We start from the raw sequence: 17,069 nt of genomic DNA on the forward strand, positions 1-17,069 counted from the left end.
CCGCCCAGCTGCAGAAGCTTCCAGAGGACGTCATCACCAAGGTGATGAAAATTCACGCCTCGCAAACGGACTTCAGACGCCGACTGCGCCCCGGCGATTCAATCGAATATTTCTTCGACATGAAGGATGGTGCGAAGGCAGATAGTCCGCCTGGTGAGTTGCTCTACACGTCCATCACCAGCGGCGGCGAGACATACAAATTCTACCGTTTCCGCACCCCCGATGGCGTCGTCGACTACTACGACGAGCGCGGAAACAACTCGAAGCAGTTCCTCATGCGCCGCCCCGTTCGCGGCGACGTTCGCCTCGCTTCCGGCTTCGGCATGCGCTTCCATCCCCTGCTCAACGAGCGGCGCATGCACACCGGTGTCGACTGGGCAACATCGACCGGAACGCCGATTCTTGCCGCAGGCACGGGCGTCATCGAGGAGGCCGGACGCAAAGGTCAGTACGGCAACTACGTGCGCATCCGTCACCCGAACGGCTATCACACCGCCTACGGACATATGCTGCGTCTGCGCAAAGGCATCGTCGCCGGCGCCAAGGTGCGCCAGGGCGAAATCATCGGTTATGTCGGATCGACAGGCCTCGCATCTGGCCCGCATCTTCACTACGAGGTGTTGATCAATTCGCGCTTCGTCGACCCGCTCGCCATCCAGGTGCCGCGCGAGCGCGAGCTCTCGGGCCGTCAGCTCGCTGAGTTCCAGAAAGAGCGCCAGCGCATCGACGACCTGCGCCACCTCGCACCAGTCATGACCGCCAGCAAATAGGCAGCCGACGCACCTCGACGTCACCCCGACGAAGGTCGGGGCCTGCGCCAGCTTCCGCACGCTTCTCTGGTCCCGTCCCGCGCCGGGATGAAAGATGTGGATAGGCACCGCACCCTGCACGCATGAGGCAGAAACGACAACGGCAGCGGGCGCCATTCCGACTGCCCACTGCCGACTGCCTTACTTGCCTGCCATGCCCGGCTTAGGCCGCTGCCTTCACGACCTCGCCGTTCAGCACCAGTTCGCCGTCGCGCACGCCGATGTGCACCGTGTCGCCATCCTTGATGCGCCCCGCGAGGATCTGCTCGGCGAGCGGATCCTGCACATGCCGCTGGATGACGCGCTTCAGCGGACGCGCACCATAGGCCGGATCATAGCCGCGATTGGCGAGCCACGTCCGCGCCGCATCGTCGAGATCGACGATGATCTTGCGATCGGCGAGCAGCTTGTCGAGACGCTTCATCTGGATGTCGACGATCTTGCCCATGTCCGCACGCTGCAGACGGTGGAACAGGATCGTGTCGTCGAGACGGTTGAGGAATTCCGGCCGGAACTTCTGCCGCACTTCGCCCATCACCAGATCGCGAACCAGCGCCGTGTCCTCGCCTTCCTTCTGGTTGACGAGATACTCCGCGCCGATGTTCGACGTCAGGATGATGATCGTGTTGCGGAAGTCGACCGTGCGGCCCTGTCCGTCCGTCAGACGCCCGTCGTCGAGCACCTGCAGCAGCACGTTGAACACGTCCGGGTGCGCCTTTTCGATCTCGTCGAACAGGATCACCTGATACGGCCGGCGACGCACTGCCTCGGTCAGCGAGCCGCCTTCCTCATAGCCGACATAGCCGGGAGGGGCGCCGATGAGACGAGCGACCGAGTGCTTCTCCATGTACTCCGACATATCGAAGCGCTGCATCGCGTTGTCGTCATCGAACAGGAATGCCGCGAGCGCCTTTGACAGTTCGGTCTTGCCGACACCCGTCGGCCCGAGGAACATGAACGAGCCGATCGGCCGGTTCGGATCCTGCAGGCCCGCACGTGCGCGCCGCACAGCCTTAGAGACGGCATCCACCGCCTCGCGCTGACCAACGACGCGCTTCGCCAGCGCATCCTCCATCTTCAGGAGCTTCTCGCGCTCGCCTTCGAGCATGCGGTCGACCGGAATACCCGTCCACCGCGACACGACCGACGCGATCTGATCCGGTGTCACGGCCTCTTCGACCATGCCACCCTTGGCTTCCTCTTGCTCCATCTTCAGGAGCTTCTTCTCCAGATCGGGAATCTTGCCATAGGCAAGCTCGCCCGCGCGCTGCAGGTCACCGCGGCGCTGCGCCTTCTCCAACTCGGTCCGCGCGGTGTCGAGCTCCTCCTTCAGCTTCTGGGCACTGCCGAGCTTTTCGCGCTCTGCTTCCCAGTTCTGCGTCAGGATCTTGCTCTCCTCCTCGAGGTCGGCGATCTCCTTCTCAAGATTGGACAGCCGGTCTTTCGACGCGGCATCCGTCTCCTTCTTCAAAGCTTCGCGCTCGATCTTCAGCTGCATCAGCTCGCGATCGATGCGGTCCAGTTCCTCGGGCTTGGAATCGATCTGCATCTTGAGCCGCGAAGCCGCCTCGTCGACGAGGTCGATCGCCTTGTCCGGCAGGAAACGATCCGCGATGTAGCGGTTAGAGAGCGTAGCGGCCGCCACCAGCGCGCTGTCGGTAATCCGCACGCCGTGATGCAGCTCGTACTTCTCCTTGATGCCGCGCAGGATCGAGATGGTGTCTTCCACCGTCGGCTCGTTGACGAACACCGGCTGGAAGCGCCGCGCCAGCGCCGCATCCTTCTCGATATGCTTGCGATACTCATCGAGCGTCGTTGCGCCGACGCAGTGCAATTCACCGCGTGCCAGCGCCGGCTTCAGCAGATTGCCGGCATCCATGGAGCCTTCGGTCTTGCCGGCACCCACGATGGTGTGCAGCTCGTCGATGAAGAGGATGATGCGTCCCTGCTCGGCCTCGACCTCGCTCAGCACGGCTTTGAGGCGCTCCTCGAACTCGCCGCGATACTTCGCGCCGGCAATCAGCGAGCCCATGTCGAGCGCCAGCAGCTTCTTGTCCTTGAGGCTGTCCGGCACGTCGCCCTTGACGATGCGCTGCGCCAAGCCCTCGGCGATCGCCGTCTTGCCGACACCCGGCTCACCGATCAGCACGGGATTGTTCTTCGAACGCCGCGACAGCACCTGAATGGTACGGCGAATTTCTTCGTCGCGGCCAATAACCGGATCGATCTTGCCTGCAGCCGCAGCTTCGGTGAGGTCGCGCGCATAGCGCTTCAGAGCGTCATAGCCCTGCTCGGCCGACGCCGTGTCCGCGGTACGTCCTTTGCGCAATTCGTTGATCGCCGTGTTGAGACCCTGCGCCGTCACCCCCGCATCAGCGAGGATCTTGGCAGCATCCGTGCCCTTCTCGAGCGCCAGCGCAAGCAACAGCCGTTCGGCGGTTACGTACTTGTCGCCGGCCTTCTCTGCGATCTTCTCCGCCGCGTCGAAAACGCGCGCGAGCTCGGATGCCATATAAAGCTGGCCAGCCCCGCCGCCCGACACCGACGGACGCTTCGCAAGCTGAGCTTCGACCGCCTTCAGCGCCGCCTTAGGATCGCCGCCAGCCTTGCGGATCAGCCCTGCGGCCAACCCTTCATTGTCGTCGAGCAGCACCTTCAACAGGTGGTCGGGCGAAAACTGCTGATGGCCTTCACGCAGCGCCAGATTCTGCGCCGCTTGTACGAAACCGCGTGCGCGGTCCGTAAACATTTCAAAGTTCATGAGAGATTCCCTCCTCAGCGCACCGTTCCGCCCTGATGGCACGGCCCGGCACCTTCCACGTCAGGATTAATGTGGTTCCGCCGACCTACCGACGCGGCAGCATCGTCCGGAAACCTTTCCAACAGGTGATATAGTGTGGTCGAAACCGGACAAAAGAGGGCTACACCGGTACTTCTCAAACTCACTTGAGTTGCATCAACGATGTCATCCTCGCTCGAACCTGCCGTCCGCGGACTCTATCGCTATCCCGTCAAGGGCCTCTCGCCCGAACCGCTCGAGCGCGTGACGTTGACTAGGGACCAGACCGTCCCTTTCGACCGCGCCTATGCGATCGAGAACGGTATCGGCCGATTCGACCCCGAGCATCCCGCCCACCTGCCGAAGATCAACTTCCTGATGTTGATGCGTAATGAGCGCCTGGCGACATTGCAGACGCGCTTCGATGACGAGACCGAGACCCTGACGATCTTACGCGCCGGCAAGCAGGTGGCGCGCGGCGATCTGCGCAGCCAGCTCGGCCGCCGCATGATCGAGCAGTTCCTCGCAGCCTACATGCAGTCGGAGTTGCGCGGACCGCCTCACGTCGTTTCGGCCCCCGGCCACAGCTTTTCCGATGTCGCTGCCAAGTGCCTGCACATCGTCAACTTGGCGTCGCTACGCGAATTGGAGCGCGTAGCCGGCCGCCAACTCAATCCGTTGCGCTTCCGCCCCAACGTCATCATCGATGGCGCCGAGCCATGGGCCGAATTCAGTTGGAAGGATAAGCCGCTGCAGATCGGCGGCGTGCCGCTCGCATTCATCAAGCGCACTGAGCGTTGCGCCGCCACCGACGTCGATCCCGATACCGGAAAACGCGACACCGCTTTGCCCGCCACGCTGCTGCGCACCTACGGACATTCCGACTTCGGCATCTATGCCCGCGTCCTCTCCGACGGCGAAATCACCCTCGGCGACCCGGTCAAATTCTCTTAGCCGCAGCGCGCCCGCCGCCAAAAAAAGCGGCCGCCACTCCCGATCGGGAGGGCGGCCGCCCATTCGTCAGAACTGGATTACCGTTTACTCGGCGTCGTCCGTAGCCGGTGCTGCGGCGGCTGCCGCGCTCACCTCACCGCCGGCGCTGCTTTCGCGGCGCGGACGGCGAACCGGCCGGCGCAGGAATTCCGGCTGCTCGTGCTGCTGCTGCGGGAACCGATCGCGGTCGCGATCACGCTCCCGTTCGCGGCGCGGCTGGAACGGCTGCGCCTCGGCCACCGGCTGCGGCCCACCAGCATCGACGCCTTCCGGACTGTTGTTGCGCGGTGGGCGCGGCTGTGCGCCAAACCCTTCGCCGCCATGCTCGCGATCGCGACGCTCGCCCCGGTCACCACGATCTCCGCGGTCGCCGCCACGATCCCCCCGATCGCCTCGGTCATGATTCCGGCCACGGTGCTCGTTCCGGTCACGGAAGCGGCCCTGATCGTGGCGCTCATGTCGCTGCCCGTCGAACCGCTGACCTTCCATCCGCGGCTGATCGTTGTTGTGGCGCGGTTGATTGAACGACGGCTGCATATCGCCATCATCGCCATCATCATCGCCGTAGTCGTCGCCGTCCATGTCGTTGAACGGCCGATTGCGCGGTATCCCGCCGTTTATATCCGGCCCGCCCTGGCTGATCTGCTGCTCCCGGAAGGCCATGATGATGCGGTTGTAGTGTTCGGCGTGTTGCAGATAGTTCTCTGCGAGAACCGGATCGCCCGAAGACGAGGCATCACGGGCCAGCGACATATACTTTTCAGCGATATGAGACGGAGTTCCACGGATCTTAACGTCCGGCCCCGTGCTCTCGAAGCTGCGCGTCAGCGGGCTTTGGCCCTTGCGGTTGCGTCCGCGTCCCCGGCGGTTCTGCTGTCCTTGCCTCATTGGCTCCGTTCTCGGTGGTGATGAATGACAGGCGTCACGTCTCGTTAGCGTCTTTCAATCGCTAGTGCCCTAGAGAGGCGCTGAAACCGCAGTCTCTGGCCAGTTTTCCTGGCGGCGCCCATGCGCGCGCGTTGTATCTCAATCTTGTGACGCTCAACCGGCAGTCGCTACTTCCGATCGGAAAGGGGCGTGGCACGCCACACGGCTAGCGATTGCCGTTTCAGCGGGAGCTACAGGGCCCCGTAACCACGTGTCCCCGCGCCTCTATCATCCCAGCTGGGTTTCCCAGCTCGTGCGGCAGGTCAGAGCTCCAACACTGAAGCGCGCCACACGTTTAATCGGCTGCAGCCAGACTAGCGCGGAACCGGAGCAAATCAAACAGTTTCTTTGCGACCAATTATAACTGTAGCAACAACGCCACACAGCGCTCGTGGCCACCAAGGTCTGAATGTCGGCTCAGTTCTGCCTTACGTGTCTTAACGAACGCTTGCTGCAACAAGACTGCCACAGGGCCGGCTTGGCCTGCTCCAACTTCCACCACCGCTGCCCCATCGAGCACGCGATCGAGGCCGGCCGCTATCCTTCTATATATTTCGAGGCCGTCCGCCCCGCCATCAAGTGCAGCACGCGGATCAAAAACGCGCACCTCCGGACTCAAACCAGCGATCTCACCACTCGCGATATAAGGCGGGTTGCTGATCACCAGATCGAACCGGTCCTCAATACCATCCAGCACATCGTGGATTTCAAACTGCGCGCGATCGCCGACGCCCAGCGCACGAGCATTCTTCCGCGCCGTCTCCAGCGCATCTGCGCTGATATCCGTCCCGAGACCGCGCGCTTGCGGCAGCTCCGCCAGCAGCGTCAGCAGCAGACAACCCGTGCCGGTGCCGATGTCGAGGATGCGAATGGGTTTTTCGCGCCAGCCCGCCCGATCGGCAATTCCCAGAGCAGCCTCGATCAGCGTCTCGCTATCCGGCCTCGGGTCGAGCGTCTCCCGCGACAGCAAAAAGCGCCGTCCATAAAATTCCCGCTCTCCTAGAATGCGCGAAACCGGCTCATGCGCGGCCCGCCGCACGAGCATCGCTGCAAATCTCTCACGCGCCTCCTCGGGCAATGGCCGCTCGGGATGCGCGATGATGTCCGCGGTCGAGCACCCCGTCGCCGCGACCAGCAATAGCCGCGCATCGCGTCCCGCATCCTCGATCCCCGCGGTAGCAAGATCGCGCTGCCCCGCCTGCGCCGCCTCGCCGAGCGTGCCGAAAGCCTCGTGCTCTGTCGGAGGCTCAGGCGCCATTGCCCGCCATCTCGGCGAGCAGCGTCGCCTGGTGATCCGTTGTCAGGGCGTCGATCATCTCATCGAGACCGGAGCCGTCGAGCACCGTATCGAGCTTATGCAGCGTGAGATTGATCCGGTGGTCCGTCACCCGCCCTTGCGGAAAGTTGTAGGTGCGGATGCGCTGCGAACGATCGCCCGAGCCGACCTGCCCCTTACGCGCCTCCGCGCGCGCAGAATCCGCCTTTTCCCGCTCCATCTCGTAGACGCGCGAGCGCAGCACCTGCATCGCCAGCCGGCGGTTCTGATGCTGCGACTTCTCCGCCGACACGACGACGATACCCGTGGGCAAATGCGTCATGCGCACGGCGGAATCCGTCTTGTTGACGTGCTGACCGCCTGCGCCACCCGCCCGCATCGTATCGATGCGGATGTCCTCGGGGCGAATGTCGATGTCGATATCCTCGGCCTCCGGCAGCACCGCGACCGTCGCCGCAGAGGTATGGATGCGCCCGCCAGTCTCCGTCGCGGGGATGCGCTGCACCCGGTGCACGCCGGATTCGAACTTCAGCTTCGCGAAAACCCCCTCGCCGGAGATCGACGCCACGATTTCCTTGTAGCCGCCGAGGTCGTTCTCCGACTCCGAGATGACCTCGACCTTCCAACCGTGCAACTCCGCATAGCGCGCGTACATGCGGAACAGATCCGCCGCGAATAGCGCCGCCTCATCGCCGCCAGTGCCGGCGCGCACTTCCAGGATGGCACTGCGCTCGTCGGCCGCATCCTTCGGCAGCAGCTGGATCTTCAACTTCTGCTCCAGCGCCTCGCGTCGCGGCTCCAGCGCCTCGAGGTCCGCCTCCGCCAGCGCGACCATCTCCTTGTCCGCCGATGGATCATCGACCATCGCCTGCAGGTCCGCGCGCTCCTTTTCGGCTGCCCTCAGCGCCTCGATCGTCTCCACCACCGGGTTGAGCTGGGCGAACTCCTTCGTCAGCTTCGCATACGCCGCCTGGTTCACCCCGGCGTTGAGCTCCGCCTGGATCGCGCTCCAGCGCCCCACCATCTTTTCGATTTTGTCTTGTGGAATTCCGACCATGGTTCTCGAAACGGAATGCCAGCTTCGCGTCTCGGCGAGCCGGTTCATGTTCTATTATGGGGTGAATATATGGGCACCCGCGCCGCGGCGCGCCGCATCTAATCCTATTGGGCGGCCGTCTGCAATTTGTCGCCGCGCCGGGTCCTGGGGTCGGGAACGTCGATCCACCGCATGCCGTCGCGAACCGGGGCAAACCGCACGATCACGTAGTTCTGCGCCCCGCGCACGAACCGCTTCATAGACGGCGGCAACTGCGAAACCGCCGCTTCCAGCACCGACGTCTGGGTGATGAGGACGATCATGGCGATGCCGAGCGTCACGGTAAACAGCGCCATGCCAGGGCGCCCGGCATGATCGTTGACCACCCGGCTGACCTTGCGTGCCGCCTGGGCCGCCCGTTTACCGCCCCCGCCGATCGCCTTGATGATCGGCGCGCTGCTCTGTCCGCCAAGATTGATGTTGCGGATCAACGGACGCCGGGGCGTCGGCTGTGGCGCCTGCGCGCGAGGCGCGGCAACGTAAAGCTGCTCCAGGATATGCAGTACTGGACGCGGGTCCAGCCCCGCCAATCCAGCATACGAACGCACGATGCGGCACGTCTCTGGCCACAGCGGCAGTGCCTGGACCTGTCCGGCCTCGAGCGCGGCGATGATGTCGACGCGTGTCGACAGCGCCTGAGCAGCCTGCAGCGGCGACAACCCGAGCGCGCCACGCAAGTCATGAAAGAAGCGAGAGATGTCCGCAGCAAGCGCCGCTTGCGATGGAGAAGGTGCAACAGGGGCGTGCGTGCGGGCCGCTTGCGGGCGCGCAACAGGAAAGGGTCTTGCTGGCTCGTAGGCTCTACGCATGACCAACGCCAAAAACGATTCTGGAACCGGAAGTTCCCCCTGGGAGGTATCGTCCAATAACGGCGACGCCTTGTCCAGTCGGAACGCGAAACTAGATCTCGATACCTTCTGCGCTAGCGAAGGCAGAGATACGTTCGCGCATACCAGTGGTGCCCTTTTTCAACAGGTCTTCCACAAGTTTCGACGCGCGGTTCGCATCAAGCGACAGGATCATCGTCTTGACCGGACCGATTGATGCAGGCGCCATTGACAGCGACCGGAAGCCGAGTGCGATCAGCACCAGTGCCTCAATCGGACGCCCGGCCATTTCTCCGCACAGCGTCACGGGCACCTTGTACTTCTCCGAAGCCTTCACCAGCGACTTCAAAGCCCGCAGCGGCGCCGGAGATAGTGGGTCGTAGCGGCTGCCCACGCGCGCATTCGTACGATCTGCCGCAAACATGAACTGCATAAGATCGTTGCTGCCGACCGAGATGAAGTCGACCTTCTTCATCAGCGCGTCGAGCTCAAATAATAGGCAGGGCACTTCCACCATCGCGCCGACGCGGATCGTCTTGGGCGGCTCACGCCCTTTGGCCAAGAGGATCTGGTGCTCTTTTTCGATCAACTCGCGCACCGGATCCATCTCGGCGGCCGTCGATATCATCGGGATCATGAGCCGCAGCTCTTGTCCCCCGGCAGCGCGCAGCAGGGCTCGCACCTGCGTGCGCAGCAACGCCGGGCGATCGAGGCCCATGCGCACCGCGCGCCAGCCCATCGCCGGATTCTCTTCCTTGGGCTGCCGCAGATAATGCAAAACCTTGTCGCCGCCGATGTCGAGCGTCCGGAACACCACAGGCTTGCCATCCGCGCGCGCCAGCACCGCACTATAGGAATCCGCCTGCCGCTCGACCTTGGGCAGCGTATTCGACAGCATGAAAAGCAGCTCGGTGCGGAACAGACCGACACCGTCCGCACCCGACTCTTTCAAATGCGGCAGGTCGACGAGCAGACCCGCGTTGATGTGCAGGTTCACCCGCACACCATCCGCCGTCACCGCCGGAACATCGCGCAACGCCTTGTACTGCCGTTGCCGACGGGCCAGGAACCGCACCTTGTCGGAATAGGCCGCGATCACATCCGAAGACGGCCGCAAGTGAACCTCGCCGGTCGTCGCATCGACAATCGCGGCGTCGCCCGCCGTCACGCGTTCGACGACGCCCCGCGCCTGGCCCACAGCAGCGATGCCCAGCGCCTTGGCAACGACAGCGACATGACTCTGCCCGCTGCCGTCTTCGACGATCAATCCCCGCAACCGCCGACGGTCATAATCCAGCAGCTCTGCAGGTCCCATCGTGCGCGCAACGAGAATGGTGTCGGGCGGAAGCGCAGAGGGTGCATCTGCACTGGTGATGCGACCCGCGAGAATGCGCAGCAACCGGTCCGACAGATCATCGAGGTCACGCTGACGCTCGCGCCAATACGCATCGTTCTGCCGCAACATGCGCGCACGCGTAGAGTTCTGCACGCGCTCCACCGCAGCCTCGGCAGTCAGACCGCCCTCGACCGCCTCGCGCAGCCGGCGCTCCCAACCCTTGTCGTGTGCGAACATGCGGTAGGCTTCGAGCACGTCGCGATGCTCGCCAGCACCCGACAGGTGCTCGTGCTCGAACATCTCATCAAGCGACGCGCGCAGCGTCACGATTGCAGCCTCGAGGCGCACCAGCTCCGCCGCCGGGTCTTCGGCCATCAGATGCGTGACGACGATGCGCGGCTCATGCAGCACAACATGCCCGAGCGCGATCCCATCGGCCATCTTCTCGCCCTGGATCACCGCCGAAAGCGATTTCTCGATCTCGATAGACGCGCCCGAGCCCGCCACCGCACCGGAAACGAGATGCTCGGCAACGACCATCGCGGTCGCCTGCAGCACCTCGACATCCTCGTCGGAGTATTCCTTCTGCGTGCGGTTCTGGACGACCAGCACGCCGAGCACCTGGCCCGACCGCTGAATCGGTACCGCCAGCAGCGAGTGATAGATTTCTTCGCCCGTCTCCGGACGATATGAGAACGCCGGGTGGTTCGAAGCCTCTGGCTCGTTGACCGTGATATTGAGTTCCGCGCACCGGCCGACGAGACCTTCGCCACGCTTCATGCGCACCGCGTGCACGGCGTCTCTGTTGAGGCCCTCGGTGGCGAACAGCTCCAGAGAGCCGTCCTGTCGCTTGAGGTAGATCGAGCAGACTTCGGCGACCATCACGCCGGCGATCTGCTTGACGATCTTGTCGAGCCGTTGCTGTCCGTCACCCGGTTCGGACATGATCTCCCGAAGACGCCGCATGATTACACGCAGCGCCGGCTCGGATGTCATCACTCGTGGCTCGTCGCCTCGCCTCTGCATAGGTCGTGCCGCCCGGGTGACCCGCCGGAATGGCGGGGCTCAGTGCTCGACCGGGTGCGCTGTCTTAAGCGCTCAATCCGAATCGAGCCCATAAATGGAGTGCAACGTTCTCACCGCCAGCTCGGCATATGCCGCGTCGATAAGCACGCTGATTTTGATCTCTGAAGTTGTGATTGCGAGAATATTGATGCCCTTGCTTGAAAGGGCTTTGAACATCATGGCTGCGACGCCGGCGTGACTGCGCATTCCGATGCCGATCACCGAGATCTTGGCCACGTCGGCCGAGCTCTGCACATCGAACTCGCCGATCTCCGTTTTGGCGCCTTTCAGCGTCTCGAGCGTGCGAGGCAGCTCGCTGGCCTGCACCGTGAAGGTCATGTCGGTGTGCTTGCCGTCCGGCGTGACGCTCTGCACGATCATGTCGACGTTGATGTTGGCATCCGCCAGCGGTCCGAAGATGCGCGCGGCGATGCCCGGCTTGTCCTCGACCTTGATGAGCGTCACCTTGGCCTCGTCCTTGACGTAGGCAATGCCGCTGACGACCTGGTTCTCCACGATCTCTTCCTCATCGCAAACGATAGTGCCAATGTCCTCCAGGCGATCGAGACGCACGGGGCTCATCGCCTCGGGCGCCACGAAGCTGGACAGCACACGAACCCGCATCCGGTGCACCATCGCGAGCTCTACGGATCGCGTCTGCAGCACCTTGGAGCCGAGCGAGGCCATCTCCAGCATCTCCTCATAGGAGATCTTCGGCAGGCGTCGCGCCTTCGGCACGATGCGGGGATCGGTGGTGTAGACACCATCGACGTCGGTATAGATGTCGCACACATCGGCTTTGAGTGCGACCGCCATGGCCACCGCGCTGGTGTCTGATCCGCCGCGGCCCAATGTTGCAATGCGGCGACGCTCGGGCTCGATGCCCTGGAAGCCAGTCACCACTGCAACGTCGCCGTCATCGAGCCTGCGCCGCAGCTCGGTTCCGTCGATGCCGGCGATCCGGGCAGACCCGTGCGCAGCCGACGTAGTGATCGGAATCTGCCAGCCCTGCCAGGAGCGCGCCTGCAGTCCCATCGACTGCAGCACGATGGCGAGAAGCCCCGCCGTAACCTGCTCGCCCGTGGCAACGACGGCGTCATACTCGCGCGCATCGTGCAGCACCGAGGCCTCGCGCACCCAGGAAACGAGCTGGTTCGTCGCGCCGGCCATGGCAGAGACGACCACGCACACCTTGTTGCCGGCGTCGACCTCACGCTTCACGTGACGCGCCACGTTGCGAATGCGCTCGACGTTGGCGACGGACGTGCCGCCAAACTTCATCACAACAACAGCCATCGCTATCCCGCCGTGCGGCTCATTCTTCAATGTTGTCTGGATCAGCCCGCTCTAGTCGCCCGCCCGCGCAGCGCGGCCGTCGGGTGGCGCCTAATTGCCTGGAGTGAACAGGAATCCCGCTTTTGCGGCGTTGTCTTAACGGCATCGCACCCATCCCGCAATATCCGCGTCTTGACATTCTGTTTCGCTCATCGCCGTATCCCGCTCATGGCTACCCCAGAACACAGCTCCAGCGCCCCTGCCGCGAACCTCGACCCGGTCGAGGTCGAGCGCTTCGAAGCCCTCGCCGGAGAATGGTGGGACACCGCCGGAAAGCTGCGCCCGCTGCACAGCCAGGGGCCCGCCCGCTTGAGTTTCATCCGCAACGCCCTGGTGCGCCACTTCGACATCAAGACCACCGGGTTGCAGCCATTATCCGGCCTTTCTGTGCTCGACGTCGGATGCGGCGGAGGCCTCGTTTCCGAGCCCCTCGCGCGCCTCGGCGCAGCCGTCACCGGCATCGACCCGACGCACGATTCCATAGCCGTCGCCCGCAGCCACGCCAAAGGCCAGGGCCTCACCATCGACTATCGTACAGCCTCGGTTGAGCAACTCGTTGCTGCGGGTGAGCAGTTCGATGCCGTCGTCTGTGTGGAGGTGATCGAGCACGTCCCCGACCAGGCCGCCTTCGTAAAATGCCTCGGCCAGCTCGTGCGGCCCGGCGGTGCCCTCGTAATGTCGACCCTAAACCGCACTTTGAAGTGCTACGCCCTCGCCATTGTTGGCGCGGAATACGTGCTCGGCTGGATCCCCCGCGGCACGCACGACTGGAACCGCTTCGTCACCACCGAAGAGCTGACCCGCTACCTCGCTGACGCAGGGTTCGCGCCGCCCCAAATGGCCGGCATTATCTATGATGTCATGTCGGACACCTGGCGCCTCGGCACCGACACCGACGTCAATTACATCGCCGCCTCTGCTCGAACAGCCGCCTGACGCCAAGTCGGGTTGCAGCCGCGCCCGAGGAACCGCACCCCCCATCGGGCGTTTCAAAATGAAACGAGCCAATGGGCTTCCCGATGACCGACCACCGCAAATCTAGGCCAAGGGCCTCAATCGTGTTGATCGCCGCGGCCCTGGCATCGCTCGCGCTCGGCGGGTGTCAGTCACCGATGTATTCCGGGACGCCCGACGATATGAGCGGCTCCGTCGCCCCCGCCTATTCGCCGGACACCTACGAGCCACCCGCCAAGGTAGGCCGGGCTGACCAGGACGAGACCGAGCAGCAAGTTCCGCAGGACGACACCAAATATGTCTACCGCGGCGGTCGCGATCCCATCACCGGCAAGGCCGAAAAGCAGATGTGACCCACGCGGTCCGGCCCGGGCACGGCTCGAAAACTCCAAAAAGAACACCTTAGGTTTCGGACAGTTTCCCGCCATCACTCCGGGCAACTCCCGCCACAATGAAAGGGCTACGTCCGCGCTGCGTCGCAGCGGAACCGTGGCCCTTCGTGGCCATTGACAAGCCGACGCCGCCCTCCACATGTGTGGCGGCTTTTTCAGCATCGAGCTCAGGTAGCGAGCATGTCTCAGGTCAACCGCAGAGAAGTCCTCACGACCGGCGGCCAATGGGCCCTCTTGATGGCATTGGCAGGTCTTTCACCCGCGCGCGCAGAGCCCGCGCCGGCGGTTCGCCTTGGCGACCCCGAACCCTTCAGTTTCGATGCCCTCCGCCAGCGCGCCAAAGACCTCGCTGCCAAGCCCTACGTCGCGCCAGCCGCCGCACCGAGCATCGTCGGAGACGTTGATTTCGACGCTGCACAAAAGATCAAATTCCGCGCCGATCGCGAGCTGTTCCCAAATGGCCCCGGCGCTTGCCCCGTGCGTCTTTTCCACGTCGACAAGTACAATCAGCTTCCCGTCCGCATCAATGAGCTGTCGGACGGCGTTGCACGGCAGCTCATCTACTCGGCTGACAGTTTCGACTACAAAGATCCAGAGTTCGCCAGCAAGCTGCCCGCCGACCTCGGCTACTCGGGCTTCCGCGTCATGGATGGTCGCGGCAAAGATACAGACTGGCTCGCATTCCAGGGCGCCAGTTATTTCCGTACATCAGGCGAAGACAACCAGTACGGCGCATCGGCGCGCGGCATTGCCATAAACACTGCTATGCCCGAGCCGGAAGAGTTCCCGCGCTTCGTTGAGTTCTGGCTGGAACAGCCCAAAGGCGACGCCGCGTTGATCACCGTCTACGCGCTCCTCGATGGTCCGAGCGTCAGCGGCGCCTATAAGTTCACCGCCACCAAGACCCGCGTACCGGTCATGGACGTCAGCGCGGAGATATTCGCGCGCACGAACATCGACCGCGTCGGCATTGCCCCGCTTACGTCCATGTTCTGGTACGGTGAGAACGACCGCCGCTACGCCACCGATTGGCGCCCCGAAATCCATGACAGCGACGGCCTCGCAATGTGGACTGGCGCCGACGAGCATATCTGGCGCCCACTCATCAATTCAGAGTTGGTTCGCACCAACTCGTTCCTCGACAAGAACCCCAAAGGCTTCGGCCTGATGCAGCGCGACCGTGACTTCGCCAAGTACGAGGACGACGGCGCGTTCTACAACAAGCGGCCCGGCATCTGGGTCGAACCGGTCGGCGAGTGGGGCGAAGGTGCCGTGCAGCTCGTCGAGATCCCGACCGACGACGAGATCCACGATAACATCGTCGCCTACTGGGTGCCGAAGGAGGCAGTCCGCGCCGGCGATGAATTGCACTTCGGCTATAAGCTTTACTGGCAGAACGACGAGCCCAACCCGCCCATAAACATTGGCCGCGTGGTCGCCACCTACACCGGTAGTGGTGGCGTCCCCGGTGCTCGCCGCCGCGAAGACCTGTTCAAGCGCAAGTTCGTCATCGACTTCACTGGCGGACCGCTCGACAACATGCAGCAGCGCTTCGACGTCGAGCCTGTCGTCACGCACTCGCGCGGTCGCGTTGATAATGCATACGTCGTCAAAGTCGTTGGCACCGATCGCTGGCGCGCACTGTTCGACTTGACCACCGAAGGCAGCGACCCGATCGACCTGCGCTGCTACCTCCGCCTCGGCGACGAGACACTCACCGAGACGTGGCTCTACCAGTGGATCCCTGCGAAAACCTGATGGGGCTTAGGCTGCAGCATCTCGCTGCAGCTTGGTATCGCCATCAAGCGGGCGCGTCTCACGGCGCGCCAGCCGTACCGCCGCATCCCGTTCTATAGATTCGAGTATAGCCAGCGAGGCGAGCGGCCGGCTCGCTTCGATGGCGCGAGCAAGTGCCATTAATGCGCCGAACGTCACCACGCCTGCCAGCGCAATGGCGTATTCCCAGTTCTGCCGCGCGCTCTCGAAATCTTCTGACGCTACTGTCCATGCGCCGGTCAAGGCACCCATCGGCACTGCAATCGACCAGAAAATGACTTGCGCCACGGAAAGCGCGCAAGCCGCCACTATGGACCAGACGAACGCACGCGCATTGCCGCGCACCAAGAACGCGTGCACCAGCACGCCGCCCAGAGCGAGCAGCCCCAGCACTCCCACAACCAGCATCGAACGATCGAGCTGCTGCACGACGAAATAGTCGTTCGGTTGCATTTGCAGGCGCGACTGCAGCGTCAGCAGATGTCCCAGAACTGGCGTCAACGCCAGCGCGAGCAGGGCTATGGCAACCAGCTGCACGGCATCGAGCAGATGCCAGCGGTACCGTGTCAAACGTCGATGCGCCATGTCCCTCTCCGACAGTCACTCACCCGGGGTGACGGTTGATGCGCCCAACTCGACAGCGACTGACTTAGTTCCCGACAGCGCAGCAGTCACGCGGCCAGCGCCCGGGCGTTAATTCCAACCAATGGGAACGGGAAGGCTTGCTCGCCGTTAGCGGCTCGATCCGCCGAGACCACCGGCGCAAACCAAAGCCGAGGAGGCACAAGCAATGGTCGACGGCTTTCATTGGACGCGCGTTACATCCAAGCAGTTGCGCTTCCTTTACGAAACAGTAACCCTCAACCCGGTTCCCGAGCAGATGTACGCGCTCGCAGCAAAAGTCGACCGCAAGCTTGCACCCGCACGCGACGCTTCGATTTCGTCTACTGGGATTCTTTCAGGCGACCACGCTGCCGCTGCGGAGCAAGATGCGCTGATTTCGCCGAGGCCCCGCGAATAGTTGTTTTTGTGCAGTGCGGAACCACCGCCACTGCACGGCGTTCTTCAACCAAAGGAGAACGTCATGAGCACCGTGATGATCTGCGAGGACGACGCCATCCTCGCCGCCGACTTGGCCCTCACTATCGAAGAAAACGGGCACCGCGTATCGGGCATCTACGCCAACGGGCGCGACGCACTCAAATCCGTCGAGTACCAAATTCCCGACGTCGCCTTCATCGACCTCGAGCTTAACGATGGGCACACCGGGGCTGGCATTGCCCAGGAGCTGCAGGCGATGGGCGTCAGGGTCATCGTTCTGTCCGGCTACCCGAACGTCGGCGTCGGCTTGGGCAACGTTCCTCACACCTACGCTGCCAAGCCGATGAGCAGCGACCTCGTCGAATTTCTGTTGCGCACGCCGAGCGCGCGCCGGGAAGCTGCGAGGAAGGCAGAGGCCGCTCTCCCCAACTGCCGTAACGTGAGTGGCATGATGCAGTGAGGC

The 17,069-nt window shown here is 63.4% G+C and carries 15 protein-coding genes (1 of these 15 cut by a window edge); 7 read left to right on the forward strand and 8 right to left on the reverse strand.

The window, feature by feature from the left end; genetic code table 11:
* Positions 1–770 carry the 3' end of a M23 family metallopeptidase gene (locus NDB2M4_RS01715; protein ID WP_072369253.1) on the forward strand. 1,246 nt of this gene lie to the left of the window's left edge, so the window shows 770 of its 2,016 coding nt (coding positions 1,247–2,016); the start codon falls outside the window, past its left edge; the stop codon is at positions 768–770.
* Positions 771–972: 202 nt separating this feature from the next.
* On the opposite strand, the gene clpB is transcribed toward NDB2M4_RS01715, so the two are convergent.
* Positions 973–3,570: an ATP-dependent chaperone ClpB gene (gene clpB / locus NDB2M4_RS01720; protein WP_072369256.1), complete on the reverse strand. Its 2,598-nt coding sequence runs from the start codon at positions 3,568–3,570 to the stop codon at positions 973–975.
* Between the two features lie 201 nt (positions 3,571–3,771).
* On the opposite strand from clpB, the gene NDB2M4_RS01725 reads away from it, so the two are divergent.
* Positions 3,772–4,542, forward strand: a complete 771-nt coding sequence (locus NDB2M4_RS01725; protein ID WP_072369258.1) for an MOSC domain-containing protein — start codon at positions 3,772–3,774, stop codon at positions 4,540–4,542.
* Positions 4,543–4,626: 84 nt separating this feature from the next.
* Here NDB2M4_RS01725 and NDB2M4_RS01730 read toward each other — a convergent pair whose 3' ends face one another.
* The 6 genes from NDB2M4_RS01730 to NDB2M4_RS01755 all read right to left on the reverse strand — a co-directional run bounded on the left by NDB2M4_RS01730 (position 4,627) and on the right by NDB2M4_RS01755 (position 12,404).
* Complete coding sequence (locus NDB2M4_RS01730; RefSeq protein ID WP_072369260.1) at positions 4,627–5,469, reverse strand: DUF4167 domain-containing protein; 843 nt, start codon at positions 5,467–5,469, stop codon at positions 4,627–4,629.
* 397 nt (positions 5,470–5,866) lie between these two features.
* Positions 5,867–6,766, reverse strand: a complete 900-nt coding sequence (gene prmC, locus NDB2M4_RS01735; protein WP_072369263.1) for a peptide chain release factor N(5)-glutamine methyltransferase — start codon at positions 6,764–6,766, stop codon at positions 5,867–5,869.
* The gene (gene prfA, locus NDB2M4_RS01740; RefSeq protein ID WP_072371638.1) at positions 6,756–7,841 is read right to left on the reverse strand and encodes a peptide chain release factor 1; all 1,086 of its coding nucleotides are present in this window, start codon (positions 7,839–7,841) and stop codon (positions 6,756–6,758) included. The genes prmC and prfA overlap by 11 nt, the downstream gene beginning before the upstream one ends.
* Before the next feature lie 104 nt (positions 7,842–7,945).
* On the reverse strand, positions 7,946–8,689 hold the full coding sequence (locus tag NDB2M4_RS01745) for a helix-turn-helix domain-containing protein (RefSeq protein ID WP_083555630.1): 744 nt from the start codon (positions 8,687–8,689) through the stop codon (positions 7,946–7,948).
* A gap of 91 nt (positions 8,690–8,780) precedes the next feature.
* Positions 8,781–11,039: a phosphoenolpyruvate--protein phosphotransferase gene (gene ptsP / locus NDB2M4_RS01750; protein ID WP_072369267.1), complete on the reverse strand. Its 2,259-nt coding sequence runs from the start codon at positions 11,037–11,039 to the stop codon at positions 8,781–8,783.
* Positions 11,040–11,141: 102 nt separating this feature from the next.
* Positions 11,142–12,404, reverse strand: coding sequence for an aspartate kinase (locus NDB2M4_RS01755; RefSeq protein WP_072369269.1), 1,263 nt, complete (start codon positions 12,402–12,404; stop codon positions 11,142–11,144).
* A 207-nt stretch (positions 12,405–12,611) separates the two neighbouring features.
* Here NDB2M4_RS01755 and ubiG point away from each other — a divergent pair, with 207 nt between their 5' ends.
* The 3 genes from ubiG (at position 12,612) to NDB2M4_RS01770 (ending at position 15,547) form a co-directional block, all read left to right on the forward strand.
* On the forward strand, positions 12,612–13,379 hold the full coding sequence (gene ubiG / locus NDB2M4_RS01760) for a bifunctional 2-polyprenyl-6-hydroxyphenol methylase/3-demethylubiquinol 3-O-methyltransferase UbiG (RefSeq protein WP_072369271.1): 768 nt from the start codon (positions 12,612–12,614) through the stop codon (positions 13,377–13,379).
* A gap of 176 nt (positions 13,380–13,555) precedes the next feature.
* Complete coding sequence (locus tag NDB2M4_RS01765) at positions 13,556–13,750, forward strand: hypothetical protein (RefSeq protein WP_139247051.1); 195 nt, start codon at positions 13,556–13,558, stop codon at positions 13,748–13,750.
* Positions 13,751–13,969: 219 nt separating this feature from the next.
* Positions 13,970–15,547 (forward strand): OpgD/OpgG family glucan biosynthesis protein, encoded by a 1,578-nt coding sequence (locus NDB2M4_RS01770; protein ID WP_072369275.1) that lies wholly within the window; start codon positions 13,970–13,972, stop codon positions 15,545–15,547.
* 6 nt (positions 15,548–15,553) lie between these two features.
* Here NDB2M4_RS01770 and NDB2M4_RS01775 read toward each other — a convergent pair whose 3' ends face one another.
* Positions 15,554–16,150, reverse strand: coding sequence for a hypothetical protein (locus NDB2M4_RS01775; RefSeq protein WP_139247052.1), 597 nt, complete (start codon positions 16,148–16,150; stop codon positions 15,554–15,556).
* A 205-nt stretch (positions 16,151–16,355) separates the two neighbouring features.
* On the opposite strand from NDB2M4_RS01775, the gene NDB2M4_RS01780 reads away from it, so the two are divergent.
* Both NDB2M4_RS01780 and NDB2M4_RS01785 read left to right on the forward strand, forming a co-directional pair.
* Positions 16,356–16,586 (forward strand): hypothetical protein, encoded by a 231-nt coding sequence (locus NDB2M4_RS01780; protein ID WP_072369279.1) that lies wholly within the window; start codon positions 16,356–16,358, stop codon positions 16,584–16,586.
* Positions 16,587–16,649: 63 nt separating this feature from the next.
* Positions 16,650–17,066 carry a response regulator gene (locus NDB2M4_RS01785; RefSeq protein WP_139247053.1) on the forward strand — a complete coding sequence of 139 codons (417 nt, stop codon included), beginning with the start codon at positions 16,650–16,652 and terminating at the stop codon, positions 17,064–17,066.
* The last annotated feature ends 3 nt before the right edge of the window (positions 17,067–17,069 follow it).

The sequence above is a fragment of the Hyphomicrobium sp. NDB2Meth4 genome, assembly GCF_900117445.1.
In the GTDB taxonomy this organism is placed as follows: Bacteria; Pseudomonadota; Alphaproteobacteria; order Rhizobiales; family Hyphomicrobiaceae; genus Hyphomicrobium_A.

Coding starts and splice junctions, on each gene's coding strand:
- clpB (WP_072369256.1), bottom strand. CDS start 3,570: ATGAACTTTGAAATGTTTACGGACCGCGCACGCGGTTTCGTACAAGCG.
- NDB2M4_RS01725 (WP_072369258.1), top strand. CDS start 3,772: ATGTCATCCTCGCTCGAACCTGCCGTCCGCGGACTCTATCGCTATCCC.
- NDB2M4_RS01730 (WP_072369260.1), bottom strand. CDS start 5,469: ATGAGGCAAGGACAGCAGAACCGCCGGGGACGCGGACGCAACCGCAAG.
- prmC (WP_072369263.1), bottom strand. CDS start 6,766: ATGGCGCCTGAGCCTCCGACAGAGCACGAGGCTTTCGGCACGCTCGGC.
- prfA (WP_072371638.1), bottom strand. CDS start 7,841: ATGGTCGGAATTCCACAAGACAAAATCGAAAAGATGGTGGGGCGCTGG.
- NDB2M4_RS01745 (WP_083555630.1), bottom strand. CDS start 8,689: ATGCGTAGAGCCTACGAGCCAGCAAGACCCTTTCCTGTTGCGCGCCCG.
- ptsP (WP_072369267.1), bottom strand. CDS start 11,039: ATGACATCCGAGCCGGCGCTGCGTGTAATCATGCGGCGTCTTCGGGAG.
- NDB2M4_RS01755 (WP_072369269.1), bottom strand. CDS start 12,404: ATGGCTGTTGTTGTGATGAAGTTTGGCGGCACGTCCGTCGCCAACGTC.
- ubiG (WP_072369271.1), top strand. CDS start 12,612: ATGGCTACCCCAGAACACAGCTCCAGCGCCCCTGCCGCGAACCTCGAC.
- NDB2M4_RS01765 (WP_139247051.1), top strand. CDS start 13,556: ATGTATTCCGGGACGCCCGACGATATGAGCGGCTCCGTCGCCCCCGCC.
- NDB2M4_RS01770 (WP_072369275.1), top strand. CDS start 13,970: ATGTCTCAGGTCAACCGCAGAGAAGTCCTCACGACCGGCGGCCAATGG.
- NDB2M4_RS01775 (WP_139247052.1), bottom strand. CDS start 16,150: ATGGCGCATCGACGTTTGACACGGTACCGCTGGCATCTGCTCGATGCC.
- NDB2M4_RS01780 (WP_072369279.1), top strand. CDS start 16,356: ATGGTCGACGGCTTTCATTGGACGCGCGTTACATCCAAGCAGTTGCGC.
- NDB2M4_RS01785 (WP_139247053.1), top strand. CDS start 16,650: ATGAGCACCGTGATGATCTGCGAGGACGACGCCATCCTCGCCGCCGAC.